Origin of the sequence: Shinella kummerowiae, from assembly GCF_009827055.1 — a bacterium.
GTDB lineage: Bacteria > Pseudomonadota > Alphaproteobacteria > Rhizobiales > Rhizobiaceae > Shinella > Shinella kummerowiae.
In genome coordinates this window covers 1-18,150 of the sequence record NZ_WUMK01000013.1, presented here as the reverse complement: position 1 = coordinate 18,150, position 18,150 = coordinate 1, and the positions used below count along the sequence as shown (strand labels likewise).

The window sequence follows — 18,150 nt, the reverse complement described above, 5'->3', positions numbered from 1 at the left end:
GCAAAGTGCCAGTCGAGTAAACGGCTGACAAGAGGGGCGGACAGGCCATACCCTGTAAAGCCACTCGCAGCTTGCCGTGCTATTCGACTGGCCCGCGAAGACATTTGACCCTTCCACACAATCGGCTGCCGACGAGAGCCTATTCCGTGGGGTTCTGGCTCCCGGCGAGCGCTTCAGAACGGTAAAGTGTTCCCGCTGCTCGACCATCGAAAGCCTGATCCTGCAGCACTGGAACGGGCGACGTCAGCAGGAGTTTCACCGTCAGATCGCAATCCTCGCAGAGGCTCTTCTGCAACCTCTCCAGACTGGCCTGATGTCGTTTGTCGGACACGAGGTTAAGCTCATCCCGTTTGGTTTCAAATTCCTTTGGGCTGATATAGCCCAGTGTCGAATGGCGGCGCTTCGGTTTCAGAACAGCTCGATGTCATCCAACACATCCGCTCTGGCGTCGTTCCTCGTGCGGTAACCTTTCACGCCGTTCTCATCGTTTTCAATGATGAGCAGCAACTCTCCATTGCGGCGTGGTCCCAGACATTTCCAGAGCGACGCATCGAGCAGGCAATGTGTTGGTCGTATGTGGATCTGGAACCACTCGTTTGTCTATTGGTTGTTGGTTTCCCTGATGGGAATGGTGCAGCAACCTTTCTGGCTTTTCTCGACGCCAGATTGCCACGATCAGCGCATCTGGGACGAGCCGTGCCGTCATGTTGGCATTCTTGGCATTGTCTTCAGAATCATCGCCGCACTCCGCGAGTTTCGGAGTGCGAACTTTTTTCCGATGGCCGCATTTGTTTAAGCTGGAGACTTTGCAGTAAGTCGGCGTGGCTTCACCAGGCGCTCAGCCCACCATCGACAATGATGTTTTGCCCGGTAACGTAGCTGGCTGCATCGCTCACGAGGAAGAGCAGAGCACCGGTCATTTCCTCCGGCTTGGCCATGCGTCCCAGCGGCACGCGAGCACTGTATTTTTCGCGGAAGACATCGTTTTGGCCACTTTCGACGCCGCCGGGCGTCAGGGCGTTCACTCGCACGCCGTGAGGTGCCCAATAAGTCGCGAAGTATTTCGTCAGTCCAATAACCCCAGCTTTGGAGGCACTGTAGACGGCTGGAGTATTGATCGGTCCCCCGAGGTAGTCGGAACCTTCATAAATGCGAGGATCGGGAGCATAAACCCCATAGATCGATGCGGTCTGGACGATGCTGCCACGTCCCTGCCTAGCCATGTATCCACCGCAGTTCCGAGCCACCATAAACATGGCATCCAGATTGATACGCATGACTTCGTGCCAGACGTCCATGGAGAAGGCTTCCACCGGGTCGAAGAATCGGCGCAACTCGTTCGGTTTGGTTGCGGCATTATTGTGAAGAATATCTAACCGATTGTAGTAGCTGGTGACCTTTTGCACCATTGCGACGATCTGATCCTCGTTGGCCAGATCAATGCCGATGGCAAGTGGGTTTCCCGGGAGTTCATGGGCGACCGCATCGGCTCCCTCCTGACTACGGTCGGCAACCACCACGTTCGCTCCCGCGGAGGCCAGGGCGTGGCAGAAATGCCGGCCGAGAAAACCCGCTCCCCCAGTGACAACGGCCACTCTGTCGCTCAGATCGAACTGGGCTGGAAAGTAACTCATTTCGCTTCCCTTTGCTGCATGATCATCTTTACGATGGCGAAATCCATTTCTTCATCGATGTCAGCGGAACGATTCCGCGGCATGACGTAGAGTTGGGTATCTGGATAGAATACCTTCGGATCTTTGCTTAGCGCATCGCGTCGCCAACCATAGATCGAAGCATTCATATCATAGCATTCCGGGCTATCCTGACGGCGCAGGACCGGTTTCGATAGCTGCTTGCTTAGCTGGACGGTTCCGTCCAGCGTTCGTTCAACGAGATTGAAATAGGGGGAGCGATGGGCTGGCGTGCCGGTGATAACGCAGCTTGTGCCGGTCTCAATCAGCAGGTTGGCGCAGGCCTGAATATCCTCCGGCAATCTTAGGGGCGAGGTTGCGTCCAAATCGATCAGATAATCAGCCTCGACACCTAGGCGGGCCTCAGCCTCTGCCAGGGCATGAAGTATTGCCGGCAATTTGCCAGCGGTGTCGGATGCCAGTTCGTCGGGGCGCTTGATGAGCAAGTCGGCACCATACTCGTGCGCAACACCGAGAATCTCTTCACTGTCGCTGCTGATCGCTATCGCTGCAAAAAGCCCTGTCGCCTTGGCCTGGGCGATTGAATGGCCGATCAACGGCTTTCCCATCAGCATGCGAATGTTCTTGCCCGGAACCCCTTTGGAGCCTCCGCGGGCGCAGATGGTGCAGATGAATTTCGGCGTCTCGGTCATAGAGGGGCTATCCTGTCAGCCAATGTCACGGCGGCAATTCCTTCATCCCAATTGCACGGGCCGGTTTCGCCGGCCAGCACCGCTTGGTGCAGTCGTTTATAGGTCTCATCGGGGGCGACTGGAATGGTCTCGTGCTCTCCATTGATGCTGATTATGGACTTGACCAGGTCCGCCTCGATTGTACCGGTATCTGTTATCACCACCCAATGCCGGCGGGGTTGCCGATCAAGATAGTTTAAATGGATCGTGATCAAGGGACATGAAGCTGACGACAGGATGGCCGTGGCTACGTCCTCGCTATCGATCGTAACGGAACCTACCCGCGCGCTGTGGCTTGCTATGAGCGAAAGCGGGCCGAATACATGCTGCGCTAGATCAAGCTCATGCGAAAGATCCCGCACCACGCCACCTCCCCTCTCCTTGCTTGCGGAATAGGTGGACAGCATGTCTCGCCCAGGGCGCCATTGGGACAAATGCTGGCCGGCGACAATGTTGGCCGCGAAAACCTTTTTTCCCTCCAACGCCTTTCGCAAGGCTATAATCACTGGATGGAACCTGAGATTATAAGCAACCCGGACTGAAGGACGTGGCTCCGGGATATCACCTGCGGGGACTGTTGCAAGAAGCGGCTTTTCCACCAAAATCGGCTTGGTATACCCGCGCTCTAAGAGGGCATCAATATCTGCGCCATGGCGACTCGTCACGCTCGCGACAATCACAAAGTCCGGCAAGAAATCCGCCAGCGCTTCATTGAGGACCGTGAAGCTGCGATGTTTTTCGACTGGTCGGGTGGACAGTATGGCTATGTCGTGTCCAGCGGATGCCAGAAGGCGGGCGTGGCGGTTCCCGATCGAGCCATTGCCGATAATCAGAATTCGCATAAATTTGCCTAGATTTTGAATGTGGACTTCAGCCAGGACGTTGCGAGCAGCTCGTGGCCGACCGGCGATAGATGCATCCCATCCTTGTTTAAGGTGGCTCCGGTGCTTCTGCCCCACATAAGTCGGTCAACATCCAATACTCTGGCCCCGACTTGGTTCGCGACATTCATCGTTTCCAGGTTGTATGCTGTAAAGTTCTGACAGATCCCCGGAGTTGCCGGCCAGAACCTCTCCGGAACTACGATCGTCGTCGTAAAGGTGAGACTTTTTGCATTCGCGGATCTCGTTATTTGTGCGATCTGGTGGAGGTTCGCGGTGAATTTCTGAATCGGGACATAGGAAAAATTTGGAAAGGCTTCGACGAGAGCACTTCGATATTTATTGCTGAAAGCCAAAACTTCTTTGGAAATGTCGTCCGGTAACAGACCGACCGCGAGTCGCTGCTCATCCATATACATCCGAATTGCACAATCATTGAGGCCGAGATGCACCAGCACATGGGCATCTCTTACAGATTCTGGATATTCAGATAGCAACCCTACTAGGTTGTCCGTCGTGAAATAGCGTTCGCAGTGAGCCCAGACGGAGGCCCCCTGAAGGGTCGGCGCCGCTTGCAAACGGGCATTGATGATGCCGGGATAGGTCTGCTCAAGATTTCCAGGAAAGGCATCCATTTCCTCCGGTCGAGGCAAGGCAAGCGAGTCGGCGAATATTGCTACACGCGTCCCGGCATCGCGCGCGCCGCGATCCATAATTGCCTTGTGGAACTTGATAGCTTCACGCCGTCGCCCCTGCTCATTGGCTACAATTCGTTTTTTCAACGCGGCTGCCGGCGCGATCGTCGTCAGAAGCTTGCGACATAGGTCAAACCACCGCACGGCTTCATCCATCCTGCCTTTTCCTGCGGCTGCGTGCGCTGCGGCTATGACGGTTCCGACTCCATCGGGGAACGACAGCTCGGCTGCTGACGCCAAAATAGGCGATGCTTCGTTCATTCATCACTCTCCAAAGCAAGTATCGCGCTGCTAGGGATGTTGACTAGGCGCTGTTCTATGGCGCGGGCAACCGGCAGGGGCATAGAGGGACTCGATACGTACATCGGAAGGTCACACATCAGGGCCCAGCAGGGACGTGTCATCAAACCAGCATCGTTGGTCACGGCGAGGAAATTGTCGCGGTCACCGGCCTCATCAAGAATGACAGCGTTCAGCCAGTAATTGCTCTTCGAACCCTCGGGTTCGACGAAAAAGCGAAGCCCCTCGACACCTTCGAACGCTTGTCTATAGCGCTCGGCGAGGCGGCGTTTGGCAGCGAGGAAGGTCGGCAACTGTTCCAACTGTGCGCAGCCGAGCGCCGCGTTGAGGTTAGGCAGGCGGTAGTTGTAGCCAAGTTCATCGTGCCAGAAGGCCCAGCGGTGAGGACGCTTGGCGGTCGTCGTCAGATACTTAGCGCGAGCGCCGAGTTCTTCGTCATTGGTCAGAATCGCTCCACCGCCGCCAGTGGTGATAATCTTGTTACCGTTGAAACTGGTGATGCCGATCTTGCCCCGGCCACCGAGCGGACGTCCGTTCAGCAGGGAGCCGAGCGATTCTGCGGCGTCTTCGACGATCGGAATGCCCCATTTTTCCCCGACTTCGAGCAGCCGGACGATTGCCATCGGATGGCCGAAGGCGTGCATCGGTACGACGGCTGCTAGTCGACGGCCGGTCTCTCTGTTGATTGGACCATTCTCTCCCGGATCGGCAATCTCCGAGAGCCAGGCATCGAGCGCGTCAGGATCAAGCCCCAGCGTTTCCATGGTGCTGTCGATGAAGTGGGGAATGGCACCGCAATAGGCCACTGCATTGGCCGTTGCCGCAAAAGTCAGTGCCGGGATAAGAACCTCATCGCCCGGCTTCACGCCGACGAGCATCAGGGCGATATGAAGGGCGGCCGTGCCGTTGACGGCGGCGACTGCGCGATGAACACCGAAGGCCTCCGCCAGTTCCTTTTCAAAACGGTCGACATAGGCGCCGACTGAGGAGACCCATCCGGTGTCGAGGCAGTCCTTGACATAGTCCCATTCCGCGCCGGCAAAGCGTGGCTCGTGCAGGGCGACAGAATTGCCGGCGGGCGCCGCAATCTCACGTAGGATCTTGACGGCGCTTTGAACATCTAGTTTCGCCATGTCAGATACCGTAGGTCTCGGCCTTGTAAAGGGCCAGATTGCTTGGATTGCTGAACCATTCGATGGTCTCGCGAACGCCCCGGGCAAAGCCTTCGTGGCCCGAATAATCAGGCTTCCAGTCCGTGAGGCGCTTGGCCTTATCGATGCCTGCCCACAGCCGATCGACTTCGCTAAGTTCCGGACGCTGTCGCTGTTCCTCGGAAACAATCTTGGCGTCGACGCCCATGATGTCAATAATCGTCTTGACGCTGTCTTCGATCGAGATCTCGAAGCCGCTGCCGAAATTGACGACTTCGCCCAGCACGTTCGGGCTTTCGGCCATGGCTTGGAAGGCCTTGACGGTATCGGCGACATAGGTGAAGTCGCGCGTCGGGCTGAGTTTGCCGAGGCGGACCTCCTTCTTGCCGGCTGCAAGCTGGGTGATGATCGTTGGCAGCACCGCGCGCGTCGACTGGCGTGGGCCGAAGGTGTTAAAGGGGCGGATCACGGTTACCGGCGTGCCAAAGGAACGGTAGAACGACAGGGCCAACTGGTCCGCGCCGATCTTCGAGGCCGAATAGGGTGATTGGCCGACGAGCGGATGCTCCTCGGTTATCGGAACAAACTGGGCTGTACCGTAGACCTCACTGGTGGAGGTATGGACGATACGCTCCGTTTCAAGGAGGCGTGCCGCCTGTAGGATATTGAGGGTGCCCTTAATGTTTGTGTCGATATAGGTATCGGGCGAATGGTAGGAATAGGGGATAGCAATCAGAGCAGCGAGATGCAGCACGAGATCGCAGCCGCGCATGGCGGTCGCCACTCCGTTCGGGTCCCGAATGTCGCCGCTGAACACCTCGAACGAACCCTGTACCTCGGGGGCGATGCGATCGAGCCAGCCCCAGGTGCCGAAGCTATTATAAAGTGAGAAGGCGCGGACCTTGAAGCCTTGACGCACTAGATGCTCGACCAGATGCGAGCCGATGAAGCCGTCGGCGCCGGTCACAAGAACGGTTTTGCCAGACAAGTTGCTCATAGCCGGTTTTCTCCTACGAAGTTCGAATGGTTACCGTCTCGGATGACGGTGTAATCTTTGAAAGACTTGGCCTGTTCCGACAGACTCATCAATCGGGGATCGGGTTTGCCGGACAGGAACGCCTCCGTCTGCCGGTAGAGGCCAGGCTTGAAGTCCTTGTCCAAGGTATCGTTGATGGCAACGGCCTCCACCGCAAAACTCTGCAGGTTCTGCAACATCAGTTGCTCCATTGGCTGCAGAATAAGGCGACTCTTGGCCGTCATCACTTCGACCCCCCAGCGACCCGGCGCAAGCCAGTTCGCGTGATAGGAGAAATCGGCGCCTTTGTCCGTCGTGCCGCAGCCGGAGAAGATCGCGCCGGACGGATGCCAGGCCAAACCACCGCGGCTCTGTGCGACAATTGTCTTGGGATGGCCGCCCAGGAAGAAGGCCAGATCGATGACGTGGGTCGAATTGCCGTAGAGCCAGCCCGCAAGTTCGGCGGGATCCTTGTTCAGCGCTTCGATGCGTGTACGCGCCTCGGTAAAGTCGAACTTGAACGAGAGAACTCCGCCGTCGGCGTCAATGAGCGTGCGTGCGGCCTCGACAGATGCGTAGAAGCGGCGATTATAGGCGACATAGACTTCGGCGCCTGCATTCCTCGCCAGGACATCCAGCGATTCGGCATCGGCTTGGTTGAGGGCTGCCGGCTTTTCGACCAGCAGCCGGCGCACGCCCGCCTCGACCAACTGTGCAGTGGCTTCGGCAAGGTTTGCCGCGCTAACGGCGATGATAGCGGTTTGGGGTACTTCCTTTAATCGGGAGATTTGTTCAGGCAGCGGGCCTTGCCCGGCCTCTACACCCCATTCACGAGCAAAGGCCTCGGCCCGTTCAGCACCCCTACCGGCTGCAATGAACGGCTGCCCGAGGGCCTTCAGCACCTTGGCATAGGCTGCCGACATGGCGCCGGTACCGACAAGGAGCAAGGTATTCAACTGATCGGGCACTGCACATCCTCCGAAATGGAAAGGCCAAGGCGGCGACGCAAGGCGTCGAGGAACAGCGCGTGTTGCGCCGCCGACTTTTCATAAGGCGTCAGGCAGCACCCCTTACCGTCGAATATATCGGTGTAGAGATAGGGCATGCCGCTAACGAACAACGTTTCGAAGACCTGCAAATTCTCTTCACCAGCGACATTGCGGTGAATGAGCCTGTTCGCTGCCTCTTCGATGCACCAGCTTTCCCCGCCACCAAAGAAGGTGATTGAAACCGGGTTTCCGGGTGCGCGCTCTTGGGTAATGGCAATCGTACCACCACCTGCCAGGGTACCACGCAGCGTGCCGAACAGGTCGACGCATCCTGCGATCCGTGCGGGAACGGGGTTGGGATCTAGATCAGATTCGTCTAGCGCAACGGTCTGATCTCCAAGAACATGCTCGGCAAGGTCGATGAAGTGAATGGCGTTGGAGCCGAGGTTCCAGCCTGCTCCCGTGACCTTCATCGACAAGCCGCGTTGCGTGGTTAGGAGGTTGCGCAGCCGGTTATAAGAGGGGAAGCCCCGACGGCCACAATTGACGAAGGCGGGGATTGCGTGGGATGCTAGGAGTTTACCCACGGCGTCTAGGTCGGTGCGGGTAGTAAACAGCACCTTTTCAAAGATTACGGCCTTCGGCACGCAACGGGAAAGCATTCTCTCAAAGGCGGTTCGGCGATGAGCTGCCGAAGTGGCAATGATTGCCAGATCCACAGCCTCCGGCACGTCGTCCATGTTTGCAAGCACCTTCGATCCGTTCTCAAAGGAGGCGACAAGTGCTTCGGCTTGGGCGCGCGCTGCCTCAACGGGTTCAACGCCGATCACGCGCATTGGGCGACCGGCGGCGGCGAGCGCCTCTATGTGCCGGCGGCCGATGTTGCCGCAGCCAACGACTAGGACTGTTGGATTCATGCGGATGTGCCCCTATTTATCAGTGACTGGAAAAGAGCGTGTTCCGCCTGCCAGTTATGGCGACTCGGCCAGGAACCCGTGTGGTGCTTACCGTGGTAGTGGGAGACTGCGGATGTATTTCGGTCCAACGCATAGCCGAAAACCTGCGTGGATGACAATGTTCGCCCCATCGCCTCTTGCGTCCAGACGAGGCCGACTAGGCCGGCACTCGGAGAGGCGTCGAGCGCAGCAAACAGACGCGCATACAATTCCTTGGGGACGAGTTCGATCGGTAGGTTTTCCCGAACATAGGGCTCCAGCAGATGCAGGCCGGTCGAATTTCGGTTCCGAATGTTGGAGCCAGTCAGAATGAGAAGCCCGTCAGCGGTCATGCTCCGCATCGGCACGTAGGTGAATTCGGGCGGGCGGATCCAGATATCCGTCTTTTCCCCTTGGTCGACCGATCCTGGGCACGCTGCATGATTGTTGAAGCGAACCACCAGTTGGTGCAAATCGATGGTGCTACCGAGACGAAGTCTCTCAAGGGATGGTCCATTCGCGACCACGGCCACGTTACCAGCGGAGCGCTCGATCATCTGTGTGAACCGACCGGTAAAACGGGATAGATGGTTGGCAACAACGCGCGCGCGTTCCGCTTGGGGCAGCTTCGCTGCTCCGTCTTCTGCCGCCGCCAGAATCAGATCGAGGTAACCCATCGATGACAAAGCGGAAGGACGCTTTCGTCCAACTTGGACCAGCAAGTCGAAGGCGTCCTTTGTTTCTCCTGCCTCATGGGCCAGCGCGGCTGCGCGCAGAAGGAGGCGCGGCGACCTTTCCCCCTCCTGAATCAGGCGCGGTAGCCATTCCATCGCTGCATTAGCGCCTTTGCGCTCCCAAAGCAGGTTGACGAGATGAATGGCTGCATGCCGCGCCGTGACTGACGGCGCCTCTGCAACAATCCTTTGCAGCAGAAGCAGCGACTCATCAAGCGGTAGCAGGCCGAAGCGCGAAAGGCTGGCAACCTGAAACATCAATTGGAAGTCGTTCGGTGTCGCCTGAAGAGCAGTCCGCAAAGCCACGGCAGCCTCCTCAAACTGACCGCTGTGATAAAGCTTCAGATACTGCCTGCGGCTGTACCGGCCCGGTGCGCCCTCCATCCACCATCGGACGGTCTGAGCGATCTTGCGTAATCTGCCCTCCAGTCCAAATTCGTGGCGTCTATGAGGGTGAACGGAAGCCATGGTGTCCAGAAATCCTTTTGCCTAAACAGAGTTTGCGGCTTCGCTTGTGGCAAATATCCGCTCAGGCCAGTTGGGCATCCTCTCGGCGCGCCGATACCTAGTGGACTCATCACGAAGTAGCAAGACTCAGGAGGCGTGCAGATTGAGGTGGCCTCAACGATTGCCCGCCTCAAAAGCTTCCTCGAAGCAAGATAAAGGCCTCTGCGGCACGGGTTCCCGAAGCCGCTCCCCGCGTCATCGCTAGGGCGCGGATGGCATCAAGGCTGCGAGGGAAGGGGAACTCGCCGATCTCGTCGTTGAACATCGTCGTAATGTGCAACTTTTCCTCCAGGTGCTCGCTGATGTCGACGAAGATGTTGGGAATGAACGGATCGCTGGAAAACAGGCCGGCATCGGTCTCGGACAGCGTCTCGTAGACTAACGTCCAGCGAACTGAGGGATAGCGGAACCATTTTGCGCATGCCGTTGCTGCCGCATGGACCACGTGGTGGTCGGAGTGAGCATCGCCGCGATGAGGAATGAGAATCATCTCCGGTTTGATCGTATTGACCACCTTGCCGATTCTACCGATTATCTCGCCGAGCGGAAGGGTTTCAAGTTTTGCCGATGGCAGGTTCAGCCTGTGTACGCCAGCGAAGCCGAAAGCCTTGGTGACTGTGTCGATTTCAGTCTCACGGCGCACTACCTTCTCGACCGGCCAATCCTGCTCCGTGATGCCGGTGACGATCAGCCAGTGGATCGCACGGCCCGCAGCGCGGGCACGCAGCAACAGGCCTCCTGCACCGAGCGTTTCGTCGTCCGGGTGAGGGGCAATGACCAAAATCGGGCCACCGTCGCGTTCCAATAGCATCATTTTACTCCCTGAATCCATTTCTTGTCGAGCAGGCTGCGGCCGAGTTCGACAGTTCGCAAGACCTCGGCAATTCGCTGCCCAGCCTTGCCGTCGCCATACGGCGTACGCCTCTGCGCCACTAGGGTGCGGAAATCTTCGTCCGTGGTGGCCTTGTTGACGGCGGCAGCAATTTCTCCAGCATCATAATCGGTGAAAATAACGTTATCACCGTGCTCTCGCCCTCTCTGGCGGATGCCAATATTGATCACGGGGAGACCCATACTTGGCGCTTCAAGGATGCCTGCCGACGAGTTGCCAACCATGACACGCGCGTGGCGCAACATGTTGATGAACACAGTGCGTTCGAGGAAGGTGAATGCTTTTGCCTTGGGATAACGGGCGATCAGTGCGTTGATCTCCAGGGTGATCGCTTGGTTGCCAGGATCAGAATTGGGCGCCATCACGGCGATGTTCAGGCCAGTCGTTTCAAGCACACGCGTGATCGACGCCATGTGCGCTCTCGCTTCGGCGAAATCGGTAATTGTTGGGTGGTACAGTAGCACCGCATAGGGTTCACCATGCCAGTCGACACCAAGAGCCTTTTCAAGATCGGTACGGCTCAAGTTGGGAGTCGCCATGATGCGGTCGAGACCGGATGCGCCGGTGACATGAATACGCCAAGGTTCCTCTCCGAGTCCACGCAGGCGGAGGGCACTTAACTCGGTAGTGGCCATGTGCAGATGGGCCATTTTCGATACCGCGTGGCGTACCAGATTGTCGACATTGCCGTCGTCAGCATGATCGCCACCACCGATATGTACGATGGGAATGTGGTGATAGATGGCGGCCACAGCACCCGTCATGACCTCCTCGCGGTCTCCCATCACGACAAGGAAATCTGGTTTCTCGCGGGTGAAGAGATCGGATAGCCCCGCCAGTTGAAGGGCCATTCCCTTAACGCGTCCACCCAGACCATCGGAGGCCAGCAGAGATTCGATACGCGCGGCGATATGATAGCCGTCTGCTTCGATCTGCCGGACGGAATGACCATGCAGGCCGGTTAGATGGGCTCCCGTTACGATGACCTTGGCATCAAGGTCCGGCTGCGCGTCCACAGCAGCGATTACAGGAGCGAGAATGTCGTACTCGGAGCGAATACCGGTTAGGAAGTGGACAGTTCTGTTCATTTTCATCTACTCAGTAAAGGTCGGAATCCAGCATGGAGAGGCGCCAGAGGCGGCCATCCGTCAGGTCGACAGGAGGCGCGGTGAAAGTCCTGCCACCAAAATAGGTAACCGGTGCGGAAGCCTTGAAGCCCGCCATTTCCAGCGGCATACGGTGGAGGTCGTTCGGCAGGCACCATGTGGAGATGCGTGAACAGCCTTCGGTTGCTGCATGCGCCACCACGGTGCCAATTAGCGCACGCGCGGCGGCCCCGTCGGCACAACGTAATTCTACGAGATCAAGCATATCCACACCATAAGACTTGGTCACTGCATATCCAGCGATCTCATTGCCTTCCTCCAGTACTAAGCGTCTGTAGCTATTGTGGGGATTGTGATCGATGCGCCAGGAAAGGATGTGGCTGTCCCGGTGTGCTGCAATTGGCAGCTCCTTGGAGATTTTAGCAAAGAAGTGGCCGAAGCGGCCGTCAATCCGATCAGCAATCTTGACGGCAGAGTCGGGTTGGGCAGGACGACGTAGCGAAGCCATGTCGAGCGCGAGCGTTGGTACTTCGTAGCTGTCGTGCCAACCGGCCCGCATAATACGCAGGGCGTGCACCGCAGCATTTGGGAAACCGTAAACCGCGAGTATGCCATGCCCTGGAAGGGTCGAGTAGAGAGCCTCGGCAGTTCTTTCGAACAGCCGCTTGCCTCGCCAGTTCGGGTGAGTCATCGTTGTCATGGAAAGCGCGGCGGGATAGTACTGGCCACCGATGCATAAGGGAGCTTGGCTTGCTGCGTAATGCCCGACGAGTTTGTCCTCAGCGAAGGCCAACATGACGAGAGGACCGCCCGCGGGATGGTCAAGAAAGCGCCAGCGCCAGAATTCCAAGCTCATCGGCTGCCCAAAGACAGTCTCGAACAGGGCCGTGATCTCTGGCTCATCTCCGTTGCGGTAAGGTCTAAACTCAAACATCGCTTACTCAGGTCTCGGAACGATATGGGAGCGCCGAGATGCCTTGATCTGGCTGCCGTCCATGATGTCATTGACTACGGTTGTCCCGGCCCCAACGAATGCGCCTCTGCCGATGCGAATGCGAGGCACAATCACTGCGCCGGCGCCCACGAAAGCGTGATCTCCAACATGAACGTCGCCGCATAGGACCGCGCCCGGTGCGATCATAGTACCGGCGCCGATGTGACAGTCATGATCCACTTGTGCTCCAGTGTTAATGATAGCGGCGGGACCTATCACGCTATTGGCCTGAATGATGGCGCCGGCCATGACTACGGCGCCGGCCTCGATTTGCGCGGATGGCGAGACGAGTGCGCTCGGGTGGACTAGATAGGGGACGCGTGCTCCGGCGGCGGCGAGGCGCACAAACTCCCGCCAGCGAATCTCTCCTTGGCCGATGGCTGGGAATAGATCGTTTTGCTCCAGCCATGTAGGGTTTGCGGTTAGGTCCAAGCCATTGCCTAGCAGCGGCGCGCAGAGGTTTTGCTCTCCTCTACCGCACTCCGGCGCCAGGAAACCTGCAATCCGCCAGCCCGCCGAGCGTGCGACCTCAGAAACGACCTTGGCGTGACCGCCAGCTCCAAGCAGAATCAGACTGTTTGGTGAGCTCATGTTAAATCCTCGATCGCCAAAAGCGTATTTGCAGCCACCGGCCGGCCAAGTATGCGGCCGGCCATCAAGCCTTCCAAGCGCGGTGAAAGCCCCGTACCGGGCCGCAGCAGGATGAGGTCGTTGGGCGTGAGCCTGTGCCCGGCCGGCAGGTCTCGATTGACGGCCACGCTGCGCCTGCCTAGTTGCCGGGCCGAGGCTTCGCACAATTGGGCAGCCTTGATCGAGTTTCCGAGTGCCTGCTCCACAGTTCGGATTCCCGCAACCATCGCGGCGAACTCGGTTGGCTCCAGAGAGGCCTTATGGTCCGGGCCAGGGAGATTGCGGTCGAGAGTCATATGCTTTTCGATGATGCAGGCACCAAGAGCCACGGCGGCGATCGAAACCGCGATCCCATCCGTGTGGTCGGAATAGCCGACCGGCAATCCCGTCACGTCGCCGAGTGCAGGAATGACGCGGAGATTGAGTTCGTCGGGCGGAGCCGGATAGCAACTCGTGCAGTGTAGGAGTGCTATGTCGGGGCTGCCCGAATGGCGAAGAGTGTTCACGCCAAAGGCGACCTCTTCCATGTCGCACATGCCGGTTGAGAGGATGACGGGGCGCTGCTTCGAGCCCATATGCGACAGATAGGATTGCGAGACGCAATCGGGTGACGGAACCTTAAAGGCCGGTACATCCAGCCGATCGAGCATGTCAATGCTTTCCAAGTCGAACGGCGAAGAGAGAAAGATAATACCCTCGGCGCGGCATTGTTCAAGCAGGGCCAGATGTGCACCCTCGCTCAGTTCCAGCGCGGCGAGCATAGCATGCTGGTCGGTCAGATTGGTATTGGCCTTCTGGTAGGCCGCCGTTGGAGTGGCGCGCACCACGAGTTGATCGGCCTTAAAAGTCTGGAACTTCACCGCGTCGGCGCCGGCGTGGCGAGCCGCACTGATCAGTTTGGCAGCGAGGTCCGGGTTGCCATTATGGTTAACGCCAACCTCGGCAATGATGAAGCAGGGTTGGCGCTGGCCAATAGTTCTATCGGCAATCGAAAATGACTTGTTCATACCAGATACTCTTGGAATGGGGCGGTTACGAAAAGCGATGAGGGCAAATCCTCGTGGCGCCGGATGCCGTCGGGGCCCTTGGCTATAATGTCTTCTAGCGCGCTGGCGAGACGGTCGAAGGATGAATTATTGAATAGATACGGATTCGCTGCAATGAAGTCCTTCGCCCCGGATCGTGCGTCCCGGCCCAAGCTCAAGGCCTCCAGGATAGTATCCTTCGTTTTCTGCTCCGTGTCACAAAATGGAATGCCCAGTATCTTGTCGTACTCCGTGGGATAGGCAACCCCAGCCTTTCCGACGATCGCCACATTCCGTTCAAGCACGGTCGCTTCCAGAGCCGTAACGCTGTAGGCGGTAAGCACGAGCTCACTAGCCATCAATAGGTCCTTTATGTCTACGTCGGCTACGGAGCAAAGATGCATCGCATTTTCCTCCGCGATTACCTGACGGTAGCGGTTGATGTGGCCGGCGCCTTCTTCAGGATGGGTTTTAAGTAAGATTCGCATCGGCATATCGAGCGACTTAGCCGCACGAATGATCATTCTCCAAACCCCAAGGATGTAATCGGTGGGCATGGGCTGTGTCGGCACTGCAATCACTGGCGGATCCCCCTGATGCAGGCCAATGCGTCGACGTGCGTTCATGCGAGAGGCGATCGGGTCATAGCCGATCGGTCGCAGGATTCGTGGTGAGCCAAATAGGTAGCAGCGAGCCTTGGAGATACCAAAGTGGCGATCGTATTCTTCGGAATAATAGTCGGAATAGACGGCGGCATAGTCACTGAGGACCGTGCCGTAGCGGCAATAGGCTGCATTCAGGCAATGCGGTTCCACGGCGATCGAGGGTATTCCAGCTTCGCGTGCAAGCGTCGTGAACTGGGCATTACGTGGGGTTCGTATCGGTGATATAGCAATTGCTGCGTATTTTTCCCGCTCCAGCAGGGCAGCGACAGCACGCGCATTGGCCAATACGCTCAAAATGGCCTCTGGCAAACCGGATGTCAGCAAGAAATCTAGCGCTGAATACACGGCAAGATCTTGCTGGTTGGCCCAAAGCAGCGTCGTGATCGTGTCCTGCAAGGTTACATTAAATTGGCGAGAGAAAACTCCAGTTGCTGCCTGGCTAGGGGCAGGGGCCGCGAACTTTAAATAACTCGGCTGACGACCTCTCGCCTGGATTGGCAAGTAAGGGTCTTCCTGCGCAGAAGACACGGATTTTTGAAGCCTGTTTCCGCTACCAAGCGTGAGGATGATGTCTACATTATATTTCGCGTGGAGATGAGTGGCCAGTTGAACGGCTGTAGAACCATAGGCGCGGCCCTCCTGGGCGACGAATGCTATGGTCTGGTGGTCCGGCAGATGGCTCGATCTCGTTGCGCTTGGGATTTTGCTTGCAGATTTCAGGTAGCGGGCCACGTCTTCCGGTGGAAATTGGCTGGCAGTTGTCTGCCCGTTTTCCTTCAGCGATGCGATATGCCCAAGTATCGGTGCCGTACTTCCAACGATCGCTCGGTGTTGCATTCCGGAAATGCGCGAGGCGAACTTTCTTACAGTCTTGATCTTTTTCGAGCGGCAGCAGCCTTTGATGCGCGGATCTTGCCAGAGTGCTGGGTCAGAATAGAACAAGCGATACAGTTCAAATCCATCGCCGAAAGAAACAATAACGCTGTCGAACGACGGATCGAGCACCGCCCGATGCACCCCTTCCAGGCGCAATGCCTTGAAAAACAGCTTGTCGGCGAGTTCGAGTGTCAGGTCTTTGTCAAGATCCTTCAGGCCGGGAACAAGCTCTCTAAGCCAGGGTGTTTTCTGGATAAAGCTTCGGCTCAGTGTTTCCGCCGCATTAAGCGTCTTTTGATGCAATTCGAAATATCGTTGGTGGAAGCGGTCCACCCGGGAGCGTGCATGCTCGATCGATATCTCGCAGTCTGGCAACTCGGTCTGAATGGCGTTGAGATCGATTCGCCCATAAAGATCCCTGTATTGCAGGAGTGTGACTTTTTCGGCCCCGTCTGCAAGGCTTCTGATGGTAGCCGGCGACAGCTCCTCGTCCATAATGATCAGCCGGCTCTTGCACGGGGGCGGTTGCAGATTCTTCGCGGTCACCACGTCGCCGTCGCTGGCCTCGGTCCCAAATAAAGGTTGGGGGGTGAGCGACATAAGCAACGAATGCCAGGCCGCGGACGAATTGCTGGGCGCGTCATTTATTTGCTCGGATACGAGCTCGATTTCGCCGCGCTCAAGGAGGGTTGAAATTAACGCTATATATGTAGCGGCGCTTTTTCTGGCGACTGTCGTGATCGCCGGCAGAGATGCCGTGAGTCTATCGGTGGTCAGGGAGGCTTCCCCAGTTCCCACCAAAATGGTGCTGTAATCCTGAACTCTTGGCCGAGCGGAGAGATAGTCGATCGCAAACCTATCCGCCGCATCCCGTCCCTTGCGCAACAAAATACGCTTGTGGAGCCAGAGAATGCGGGCTTGAGTCCGGCGAACGATTGGCGAATGGCTGAGGTATTGTTCGGCTGCCCTTGCACCAAGCAAGGTAAGTATGATAGCCAGAGTCGACTGGGAGAAGCGTCGTTCAAATCTACCCAGATGAGCAACTATTGATTTCAAATTCTGGCACCTTTTCCCATGTAGTCGCGCTGCGGTTCAAGTTGATGCTGAACCCGCAACCGGAATACAGTCAGATTTAACTATCTGCATAGCAGTACTGGCCGCGCCCTGACCGCCATTCAGCTTTTATAATCGGAAATTTTGGCAATTTCCCGTCGTGCGCGCTCCAGATCGGAAACTTGGCCAATGTCGCACCAGTACTCCCGCAAAGGGAATACGGCAGCGGAGCTTGGATCCTTCTGCATGAGGGTGCCGAAAAGTGAAGGCATGTCGAAGTAGCCGCTGTCCGGCAGCAAGTCTATTATCGCTGTATCTAGCACATAGATGCCGCTGTTCACATAGTGGCGATGCATCGGCTTTTCCTCGATCCCGACAAAGCGCCCACCGGCTTGCTCTACTACTCCGTAGGGCACTTGTACAGTGTATTCACGCAGGCACATCGTCGCATCGACGCCGGCTTCCAGATGGTAGTTCGCGATGGCTCCGAAATTCGCGGCCGTTAACAGATCTCCGTTCATGACGAAAAACGGCCCGTCGAAATCCCTTGGCAGTAGGCGAAGGCTGCCAGCAGTGCCAAGACGCTCCGTTTCCTCGAGGTAGACGATCTCCGCGCCGAATGCGTTGCCGTCACCGAAATGGTCCTTAATCACGTGGGAAAGATAATTGACGGAAATATAAAAGCGCTTGAACCCTTGGCTGACAAACCTTTGGATGATGTGTTCGAGGATAGGCTGCCCACCGACATCAATCATCGGCTTGGGCATGGTGTCGGTAAACGGGCGCAGACGGGTTCCAAGCCCACCGGCCATCAAGACAACCGGGAATTCGTGGCTTAGCGGGTTGGCAACAAGGTCTTCAGTCCGATACAGCCCAACCACAAATCCGTCATTATCGACAACGGGCAGGCGCGTAATACGCTGCTGGCTCAACAGGGTTCTGGCAAGCTGTTCTCTAGTTGCCGCGAGTTTACATATGGTCGGCTTGTTGTTGAGTATCTGAGATACCTTTTCTGAAAGGTCGATACCCCGCAAGATTGCCCTTCGGATATCGCCATCGGTCACGACGCCCAAGAGACGCCCATCTTCTGCGACGGCTATAGCAATCTGCTGCGTTCCCGCATCGATGACGCGGATGGCGTCCAAGATGCTTGCATTCGGTTTCATCAGAAGCGACTCGGCCGAGTGCAAGACCGGCTTCAAAGACTGATCATCGTGCATTGCATCCCTCACCAAATGGTCATTTACCCCGTCACTTCTCAAAATATCCAGGCAATTGCAACTGTCGATATCGAATTTCAGGCAGTCTTGCCTCAGACG

The 18,150-nt window shown here is 57.1% G+C and carries 17 protein-coding genes and 1 pseudogene; all 18 read right to left on the bottom strand.

Annotated elements, in window-relative coordinates:
• Positions 1–139: 139 nt before the first annotated feature.
• Entirely contained in the window at positions 140–331 is a 192-nt protein-coding gene (locus tag GR138_RS30380) for a hypothetical protein (RefSeq protein ID WP_202402883.1), read from the bottom strand.
• Between the two features lie 18 nt (positions 332–349).
• A pseudogene (locus GR138_RS27010) lies at positions 350–715 on the bottom strand (IS3 family transposase); the annotation flags it as partial.
• 112 nt (positions 716–827) lie between these two features.
• Positions 828–1,634: an SDR family oxidoreductase gene (locus tag GR138_RS27005; RefSeq protein WP_160862368.1), complete on the bottom strand. Its 807-nt coding sequence runs from the start codon at positions 1,632–1,634 to the stop codon at positions 828–830.
• Complete coding sequence (locus GR138_RS27000) at positions 1,631–2,344, bottom strand: acylneuraminate cytidylyltransferase family protein (RefSeq protein WP_160862367.1); 714 nt, start codon at positions 2,342–2,344, stop codon at positions 1,631–1,633. Before GR138_RS27000 ends, GR138_RS27005 begins: the two co-directional genes overlap by 4 nt.
• Entirely contained in the window at positions 2,341–3,225 is an 885-nt protein-coding gene (locus tag GR138_RS26995) for a Gfo/Idh/MocA family protein (RefSeq protein WP_160862366.1), read from the bottom strand. The genes GR138_RS27000 and GR138_RS26995 overlap by 4 nt, the downstream gene beginning before the upstream one ends.
• 8 nt (positions 3,226–3,233) lie before the next feature.
• Entirely contained in the window at positions 3,234–4,220 is a 987-nt protein-coding gene (locus tag GR138_RS26990; protein ID WP_160862365.1) for an SGNH/GDSL hydrolase family protein, read from the bottom strand.
• Positions 4,217–5,392: a LegC family aminotransferase gene (locus tag GR138_RS26985; protein ID WP_160862364.1), complete on the bottom strand. Its 1,176-nt coding sequence runs from the start codon at positions 5,390–5,392 to the stop codon at positions 4,217–4,219. The genes GR138_RS26990 and GR138_RS26985 overlap by 4 nt, the downstream gene beginning before the upstream one ends.
• Position 5,393: 1 nt before the next feature.
• Positions 5,394–6,407, bottom strand: a complete 1,014-nt coding sequence (locus GR138_RS26980) for an NAD-dependent 4,6-dehydratase LegB (protein WP_160862363.1) — start codon at positions 6,405–6,407, stop codon at positions 5,394–5,396.
• Positions 6,404–7,393, bottom strand: coding sequence for a Gfo/Idh/MocA family oxidoreductase (locus GR138_RS26975; RefSeq protein ID WP_160862362.1), 990 nt, complete (start codon positions 7,391–7,393; stop codon positions 6,404–6,406). The genes GR138_RS26980 and GR138_RS26975 overlap by 4 nt, the downstream gene beginning before the upstream one ends.
• A complete protein-coding gene (locus tag GR138_RS26970) occupies positions 7,378–8,331 on the bottom strand; it encodes a Gfo/Idh/MocA family oxidoreductase (protein ID WP_160862361.1) in 954 nt (317 codons plus the stop codon). Before GR138_RS26970 ends, GR138_RS26975 begins: the two co-directional genes overlap by 16 nt.
• Complete coding sequence (locus GR138_RS26965; RefSeq protein WP_160862360.1) at positions 8,328–9,551, bottom strand: glycosyltransferase family 29 protein; 1,224 nt, start codon at positions 9,549–9,551, stop codon at positions 8,328–8,330. The genes GR138_RS26970 and GR138_RS26965 overlap by 4 nt, the downstream gene beginning before the upstream one ends.
• Positions 9,552–9,720: 169 nt before the next feature.
• Positions 9,721–10,404 (bottom strand): PIG-L deacetylase family protein, encoded by a 684-nt coding sequence (locus GR138_RS26960; protein ID WP_160862359.1) that lies wholly within the window; start codon positions 10,402–10,404, stop codon positions 9,721–9,723.
• Positions 10,401–11,570: a UDP-N-acetylglucosamine 2-epimerase gene (gene neuC, locus GR138_RS26955; RefSeq protein WP_160862358.1), complete on the bottom strand. Its 1,170-nt coding sequence runs from the start codon at positions 11,568–11,570 to the stop codon at positions 10,401–10,403. Before neuC ends, GR138_RS26960 begins: the two co-directional genes overlap by 4 nt.
• A gap of 10 nt (positions 11,571–11,580) precedes the next feature.
• Positions 11,581–12,522 (bottom strand): GNAT family N-acetyltransferase, encoded by a 942-nt coding sequence (locus tag GR138_RS26950; RefSeq protein WP_160862357.1) that lies wholly within the window; start codon positions 12,520–12,522, stop codon positions 11,581–11,583.
• Between the two features lie 3 nt (positions 12,523–12,525).
• On the bottom strand, positions 12,526–13,173 hold the full coding sequence (locus GR138_RS30990; RefSeq protein WP_160862356.1) for an acetyltransferase: 648 nt from the start codon (positions 13,171–13,173) through the stop codon (positions 12,526–12,528).
• Positions 13,170–14,219, bottom strand: a complete 1,050-nt coding sequence (locus tag GR138_RS26940) for an N-acetylneuraminate synthase family protein (protein WP_160862355.1) — start codon at positions 14,217–14,219, stop codon at positions 13,170–13,172. Before GR138_RS26940 ends, GR138_RS30990 begins: the two co-directional genes overlap by 4 nt.
• Positions 14,216–16,834 (bottom strand): hypothetical protein, encoded by a 2,619-nt coding sequence (locus GR138_RS26935; protein WP_160862354.1) that lies wholly within the window; start codon positions 16,832–16,834, stop codon positions 14,216–14,218. The genes GR138_RS26940 and GR138_RS26935 overlap by 4 nt, the downstream gene beginning before the upstream one ends.
• A 119-nt stretch (positions 16,835–16,953) precedes the next feature.
• Positions 16,954–18,150: nucleotidyltransferase family protein (locus GR138_RS26930; protein WP_210253455.1), on the bottom strand; the 1,197-nt coding region annotated here is incomplete at its 5' end.